6 protein-coding genes are annotated in these 6,790 nt (G+C 69.8%); 3 read left to right on the top strand and 3 right to left on the bottom strand.

All coding sequences use genetic code 11. The features are described from left to right. Positions 1-38: 38 nt before the first annotated feature. A complete protein-coding gene (locus G6O54_RS31455) occupies positions 39-809 on the bottom strand; it encodes an SDR family NAD(P)-dependent oxidoreductase (protein ID WP_165232865.1) in 771 nt (256 codons plus the stop codon). A gap of 172 nt (positions 810-981) precedes the next feature. On the opposite strand from G6O54_RS31455, the gene G6O54_RS31460 reads away from it, so the two are divergent. After that, a complete protein-coding gene (locus tag G6O54_RS31460; protein ID WP_205679099.1) occupies positions 982-2,139 on the top strand; it encodes a XylR family transcriptional regulator in 1,158 nt (385 codons plus the stop codon). 31 nt (positions 2,140-2,170) lie between these two features. Here the strand turns inward: G6O54_RS31460 and G6O54_RS31465 are convergent, their stop codons facing one another. After that, entirely contained in the window at positions 2,171-3,253 is a 1,083-nt protein-coding gene (locus G6O54_RS31465) for a cytochrome d ubiquinol oxidase subunit II (protein WP_165232868.1), read from the bottom strand. Then, positions 3,250-4,617 carry a cytochrome ubiquinol oxidase subunit I gene (locus tag G6O54_RS31470; RefSeq protein WP_165232872.1) on the bottom strand — a complete coding sequence of 456 codons (1,368 nt, stop codon included), beginning with the start codon at positions 4,615-4,617 and terminating at the stop codon, positions 3,250-3,252. Before G6O54_RS31470 ends, G6O54_RS31465 begins: the two co-directional genes overlap by 4 nt. 254 nt (positions 4,618-4,871) lie before the next feature. Between G6O54_RS31470 and G6O54_RS31475 the strand changes: the two genes are divergently transcribed. Together G6O54_RS31475 and G6O54_RS31480 are read left to right on the top strand one after the other, a co-directional pair. Continuing rightward, complete coding sequence (locus G6O54_RS31475) at positions 4,872-5,777, top strand: extracellular catalytic domain type 1 short-chain-length polyhydroxyalkanoate depolymerase (protein WP_165232875.1); 906 nt, start codon at positions 4,872-4,874, stop codon at positions 5,775-5,777. A gap of 251 nt (positions 5,778-6,028) precedes the next feature. Then, the gene (locus G6O54_RS31480; RefSeq protein ID WP_165232879.1) at positions 6,029-6,598 is read left to right on the top strand and encodes an REP-associated tyrosine transposase; all 570 of its coding nucleotides are present in this window, start codon (positions 6,029-6,031) and stop codon (positions 6,596-6,598) included. The last annotated feature ends 192 nt before the right edge of the window (positions 6,599-6,790 follow it).

Below are 6,790 nucleotides of genomic sequence, written 5' to 3' on the forward strand. Positions count from 1 at the left end.
CGATGTCCTGGTCGAGTTGATCACTGTCGATGGTCCGTTCAGCGGGCCGTGTAGCCGCCGTCCAGCATCAGGATCGCGCCGGTGAAGAAGGAGGCGGCGTCGCCGGCGAGATAGACATAGAAGTCCGCGACCTCCTCCGGGGAGGCGATGCGGCCGATGGGGTGGCCCTCGCGGAGCATCTTCCAGAAGGCGTCCGGGTCGCCGGACTTCTCGGCCGACCAGCGGACGAGCGGCGTGTCCACCGTGCCGCAGCCGACGGCGTTGACGCGGATCTTGTGGGGGGCGTACTCGATGGCCATCTGCCGGGTCATCTGGTGGATGGCCCCCTTGCTGGCGGCATAGGCTCCCTGGCCGGGGATGCCCGCCTCGCCGGAAATCGACCCGGTGTTCAGGATCAGGCCGCCGCCCCGGGCGATCATCACCGGCACGACGTGCCGAGCCGACCAGTAGATCCCCTTGACGTTGGTGTTCATCACCGAATCCCACTCCTCCGGCGTGTGCTCGTGGAGCGGCTTGACGACCGAGATCCCGGCGTTGTTGATCAGGATGTCAAGGCCGCCGAAGCGGTCGAGCGCGACCCGGGTGAATTCCCGAGCCGGGTCCTCCGTGGCGATGTCGCCGACGACGGCGGCCAGCCGGTCGCGAGACCCGGCCGGGACGTCCGCGGCGAGAGCCTCCGCCAGGTCCGGCCGGCGATCGACGGCCACGACCGAGGCGCCGGCCGTCAGGAATCTGAGAACGGTTGCGCGGCCGATCCCGGAGCCCGCGCCCGTGATCACGGCCGTCTTGCCGGCGAGTGTTCGGTCCATGGCAGCATCGTGGAGAGTGAGGAACGACGCCGTGCGGCGGGCCGGGTCGGGGGTGTCCGGGCCTGAAATCGCCGCGGGCTCGATTTCACGATACGGTGGAATGCCACCGCCTTCCATGAGATCCTTGGTTTTCGAATTGAGATCCCTTGCGGCCCGCCGGGAGCGATATCCGATGCTCGAGCGCCCTCGCGTGGCCGTGATCGTGGAGACGTCCGTGGTGTACGGGCGGCAGATCCATCGGGGGATCGCCCGGTACCTCCGGTCGCACCGGCCATGGTCGATGTTCCTGGACCAGCGAGAGCTCGGGGCGGGCCCGCCGACCTGGCTGAAGCGGCATCGCTGGGACGGCATCATCAGCCGGCCGACCGACCGCGCGCTCGCGGCGATGTTCCGCGCCATGAAGGTGCCGGTCGTGGACCTGAACGACCTGCACGACGACCTCGGCCTGCCGCGGGTCCATTCCGACGACGCGGCGATCGGGCGCCTCGCCGCCGGGCATCTCCTGGAACGCGGCTTCCGACACTTCGCGTTCTGCGGATTCACGGCCGAGCTCTGGTCGGCCGGCCGCCGCGAGGGCTGCCTCGCCGCGCTGGCCGAGGCCGGCTGCACGTGCGCCGTGCACGAGTCCTACTGGCGGGGGCCGCTCGCGCTCGGCTGGGATCGGGAGCAGGACCGGATCGCACGCTGGGTCGCGAAGCTCCCGCGGCCCCTCGGGATCGTCGCGTGCAACGACCTCCGCGGCCACCACGTGCTCGATGCCTGCGCCCGGGCGGGGCTGTCCGTGCCGGAAGAAGTCGCCGTCATCGGCGTGGACGACGAGGAGCTCCTCTGCGCGATGTGCGACCCGCCGCTGTCGAGCGTGGTCCCCGGCGCGGAGCGGATCGGTTTCGAGGCCGCGTCGCTCCTCGACCGGCTGATGGCCGGCTCGGCGGTGGACCGGGAGGCAGTCATGACGGTCGAGCCCCTGGGCGTGGTGACGCGGCAATCGACGGACATCCTGGCGATCTCGGACGCCGACGTCGCCGCGGCCCTGCGCCTGATCCGCCGGCGCGCCTGCGAGGGCATCCGCGTCGGCGACGTGCTCCGCCGTGTGCCCCTCTCGCGGAGCCTGCTGGAGCGCCGGTTCCGCAAATTCCTGGGGCATTCCCCCCAGGCGGAGATCCGCCTGGTGCAGATCAAGCGGATCCGGCAGCTCCTGGCCGAGACCGACCTGTCGCTCGCCGAGATCGCCGCGCTCTCCGGCTTCGCCCACGTCGAGTACCTGAGCGTCGTCTTCAAGCGCCTGACCGGCCAGAGCCCCGGCGCCTATCGGCGCCAGGTCCGGAGTTGAGGGCCCCCCGCGGCCCGGCGCCGGCGGACGGTCATCCGCCGCGCCCCGCGTCCTCGCGGGTGGCGCGATCGCGGCTCAGGTAGAAGGTATGCCCCTTGAAGATCCGGAACAGGTAGACGATCGAGGGGATCAGCACGACCGAGCCGATGCCCAGGGCGATCAGCAGGAGCTTGTGGACGATCGGCGGGGCGGCGGCGGACTCGATCGAGATGTCCGGGGGGACCAGGAGCGGATACTCGGCCAGCGCGCAGCCCCAGAGGATGAGCGCGACCTGGACCATCGCGGCGACCCTGGCGACGTGGTAGCGGCGGGCCCAGAGGGCGGCGATCGTCGCCACGGCGAACGCCCCGGTCGCCACCCGGACCGGCGTCCCCCAGGCGGACGCGTCCAGTCCCCGGAAGACGATCGGGGCCTCGGCGCGGGCGACCAGGTAGACGATCCAGGCGACGGCCCCGAGCGACAGCGCCGCGGCCAGGGCCCGGCGGCGGAAGTCCTCGCGGAGGTCGCGGTCGGGGGTCTCGAGCGTCAGATAGACCGCCGCCAGGAACGCGAAGATGTTCAGCGTGAAGACGCCGACGACGACCGGGAACGGCCGCAACCAGGTCGACAGCAGCGGGACCGGCTGACCGGCTTCCGCGGCGGCGGCCGCGCGGCCGGGCTCGCCGGTGGCGATCGCGCCGACGACCATCCCCAGGAGCATCGGCGTGACCACGCTCGGGATCGAGAAGGCGCGATTCCAGCGGTGCTCGCCCATCTCCGAATCGTCGTAGCTCCGGAAGGTGAACGCAGAGCCGCGGAGCACCACGCCGATCAGCATCAGCGAGAGCGGGACGTGGAGCGTCGTCATGATCGCGGAGAAGGCCGGCGGGAAGGCCGTGAACAGGAGGACGATCACCACGATCAGCCAGACGTGGTTCGCCTCCCAGACCGGGCCGATCGCGTGTGCGATCAGCTCGCGCTGGGCCGCCTCGCGGGGTCCGCGGGCCAGCAGATCCCAGACCCCGGCGCCGTAGTCCGCGCCGCCGAGCAGCGCGTAGATCGCCAGGGCAAGCAGCATCACGATCGCGACCCCCCCGGCGGGGCTCGTCGACTGGAGCGTGGCGAGCCAGCTCATGAGCGGGCCTCCTTCCGGTTCGCGGTCGCGGCCCCGTCGATCGCGGCGAGCTCCTTCGTCAGCGGGCTGGTGCGGAACTGCATCCCCAGCAGGGCCGCGACGATGACCCCGAGCGCGACGTAGAGCGAAGAGTAGCCGATCAGCGACGCCCAGAGCCCCGGCACGGGCGTCACCGCGTCCGCCGTCCGCATCACCTCGCGGATGATCCAGGGCTGGCGGCCCACCTCGGTGACGGTCCAGCCGGCCTCGATCGCGATCATCCCCAGCGGGGCGGCCGCGATCGCGGCCGGGAGGAACCATCGGCCGTCGGGCACTCGCCCGGTCCGCCAGGCCACGGCCCCCGCCCAGGCGGCGAGCGCGGCCATGGCCATCCCGCAGGCGACCATGACCTGGAAGGCGACGTGCACCACGGGCACCGGCGGCCGGTCCCCGGGGAGCACCGCGTCCAGGCCGGCGACCTGCGCCCTCGGGTCGTTGTAGGCCAGGAAGCTCAGGCCGCCGGGGATCTCGAGCGCGTATCGGGTCTCCTCCGCGCCCGAGTCCGGGATTCCCCCGATCCGGAGCGGGGCCCACGCCTCGGTCCGGTACTGCCCCTCCATCGCCGCCAGCTTCACCTTCTGCGTCACCGCCACGACCTGCGCCGCGTAGTGGCCCGAGATCGGCTGGAGCACCGCGGCCACGCCCCCCACCGCCAGGGCGATCGCCATCGCCTTGCGGTGGAAGCGGTTCGACCGGTCCCGCCGGAGCAGAGCGGCGTGGATCCCCGCGACGAGCAGCCCCGTGGCCGCGTAGGCGGCGAGCGTCATGTGGAGCGTCTCGGAGATCATCGCCGGCGTGACCAGCGCCGCCAGCGGGTCGACATCCTGCGGCGGCCCGGACGCCCCGCCCGGCCCCACCGCGAAGCCGGCCGGCGTGTTCATCCAGGCGTTCACCGACACCACGAGGACCCCCGAAAGGGCCCCGCTGAACGCCACGATCGCCCCGGCCAGCCAGTGGGCCGGGCCCGGCACGCGGTCCCATCCGTAGAGGTAGATGCCGAGGAAGATGGCCTCGGTGAAGAACGCGAAGCCCTCGAGCCCGAACCCGACCCCGATGATCGGCCCGGCGAACTTCATGAAGTGCGGCCAGAGCAGCCCCAGCTCGAACGACAGCACCGTGCCCGAGACCGCGCCGACCGCGAACAGGATCGCCGCCCCACGCGCCCACCTCTGCGCCAGCAGCCGGTAGACCGGCTCCCTCGTCCGCAGCCAGAGCGCCTCGGCCACGACCATCAGCAGCGGGAGCGCAATCCCGGCCACCGCGAAGAGGATGTGAAAGCCCAGCGAGACCGCCATCTGCAACCGCGCGGCGAGGAGATTCGACATCGCAACCGAGTCATCCGTCTTCATCGAGAATGCCGCAGGCGCCCGGGCGGGCCCCATGGGCGAGGGGGGAGCACATACCACGTCGAGCACCCCATTATAACCGAATGGCGATACAGTCAAGTAGCGGCCGCGATGACGATCGAAACGTCTCGACTTTCCGGAGGATCGAGCGAATAATTCGTGGACAAGCCCAAATCGTCCCCTCCCGCCGTCGGGTTCCGGAACAGATGTGACCTCCCAGATCGGGATCTGCGATGATCGCTGCCTCCGCGCTCGTTTGCCTCGGCCTGTCCCTCGCCTCGGCCGCGCCGCTGAAGGCCGGCGACCACCTCCAGGAGCTCACGGTCGGCGGGAGCCGGCGGTCATACATCGTCCACGTCCCGCCGGGTTACGACGCGAGCCGGCCGACGCCCGTGGTCCTGGTCTACCACTCGGCGATGATGAACGCCGCGATCATGGCGGGCTATTGCGGCATGGGCCGGAAGGCGGACGAGGCGGGGTTCCTGCTGGTGTATCCCAACGGCACGGGGACGACATCGTTGCTCCGCTACTGGGATTCGGGCGGGGTCCGCGGCCAGCGTTCGGACGACGTCGGCTACACGTCAGCCCTGCTGGATGACCTGGCCACGCGCGCCAACGTGGACCCGAAGCGGGTGTACGCGGCGGGGATGTCCAACGGCGCGATGATGTGCTATCGGCTGGCCGCGGAGCTCTCGCATCGGATCGCGGCGATCGCCACGGTCGCCGGGACGATGGCGATCGACGAGTGCCACCCCAGGCGTCCGGTCCCGGTGATCCATTTCCACGGCACGCGCGACAGCATCGTGCCGACCAAGGGCGCCGACCCGAAGCTGATCGGCCCCACGAGGTTCCTCTCGCTGGAGGCGACGATGGACGCCTGGCTCCGCGCCGACGGCTGCCCGCCGATCGCCGCCGAGGCCACCCTCCCCGACGCCGACACCGAGGACGGCACCCGCGTCCGCCGCCGGACCTTCGGCCCCGGCAAGGACGACTCCGAGATCGTCCTCTACCTGATCGAGAACGGCGGCCACACCTGGCCCGGCTCCGACGTCCGCAACAAGCTCCTGGGCCTCACCACCCGGGACATCTCGGCCAACGACCTGATCTGGGAGTTCTTCCGGAAGCACCCGATGAAATAACTGGACGTGATCATTTTTTTGTAGAGTGTGACAAGCGCAGCGCGGACGCACCGTGACCGCTCCGGCAAGTCAGATCAGGCATAGCGAGCCGGCTCACCAAGTCTGGATCTTGTAGCTCATCCACAGCCCTCCCACATGACATGCCGTTCCGGTGCGTCCGCGCTGCGCTTGACACACCCTGCAAGAGGCATGCACACCGCATTTTGCCCAGCCTCTTCACGAGGTCAGGAGCGCCTGGTAACCTCACACGCATGCCGAATTACAGGCGATTCTCGGTGCCGGGGGCAATGGTCTTCTTCACGCTCGTGACCCACGAGCGCAGGCAATTCCTCACCGACGATCTTGCCCGAGAATGCCTCCGCCAGGCAATCCGCACGGTGCGCGAGCGACGGCCCTTCGATATCTTCGCGATCGTCCTGCTCCCCAACCACCTGCATGCGGTTTGGAACCTGCCGCCCGGGGACTCGGATTTCTCCACGCGATGGAGACGCGTCAAGGAGGAGTTCACGACTTCCTATCTTGCCGGCGGCGGGACGGAGGGACCCCGTTCGACGTCCCAGGTCAAGCGAGGCGAGCGTGGGGTCTGGCAGCGACGGTTCTTCGAGCACACGATCTTCGATGAAGCCGACCTCGAGAATCACGTGAACTACCTCCACTACAACCCGGTGAAGCACGGCTACGCCTCAAGTCCCGTCGAGTGGCCCTTTTCGTCATTCCATCGCTGGGTGAAGGATGGGCACTACGACCCGGACTGGGGCCGAGGCGAGCATGGACGGCTGAACTTCCCCGCCATCGACGACGCCAGCTACGAATGCGAATGATGCTGCGAAAAGCACCCATCTCTGGACATGTTCTCTTTTGTAGGGTGCGTCAAGCGGAGCGCGGACGCACCGCGACCGCCTCGGCAACCGACCAGTGCCGCGGCAAGGTGTCTCGCGAGGGAGTCTCCTCCCGATCAACGGCCGCTCCACATGACACACCGGTCCGGTGCGTCCTCGCTCCGCTTGACGCAC

The sequence above is a fragment of the Aquisphaera insulae genome, assembly GCF_011064615.1.
Lineage (GTDB): Bacteria > Planctomycetota > Planctomycetia > Isosphaerales > Isosphaeraceae > Aquisphaera > Aquisphaera insulae.

What these genes read in the sequence shown, in the direction of transcription:
- G6O54_RS31460 (WP_205679099.1), top strand. Translation starts at nt 982, where the DNA reads ATGCTCGAGCGCCCTCGCGTGGCCGTGATCGTGGAGACGTCCGTGGTG.
- G6O54_RS31465 (WP_165232868.1), bottom strand. Translation starts at nt 3,253, where the DNA reads ATGAGCTGGCTCGCCACGCTCCAGTCGACGAGCCCCGCCGGGGGGGTC.
- G6O54_RS31455 (WP_165232865.1), bottom strand. Translation starts at nt 809, where the DNA reads ATGGACCGAACACTCGCCGGCAAGACGGCCGTGATCACGGGCGCGGGC.
- G6O54_RS31480 (WP_165232879.1), top strand. Translation starts at nt 6,029, where the DNA reads ATGCCGAATTACAGGCGATTCTCGGTGCCGGGGGCAATGGTCTTCTTC.
- G6O54_RS31475 (WP_165232875.1), top strand. Translation starts at nt 4,872, where the DNA reads ATGATCGCTGCCTCCGCGCTCGTTTGCCTCGGCCTGTCCCTCGCCTCG.
- G6O54_RS31470 (WP_165232872.1), bottom strand. Translation starts at nt 4,617, where the DNA reads ATGTCGAATCTCCTCGCCGCGCGGTTGCAGATGGCGGTCTCGCTGGGC.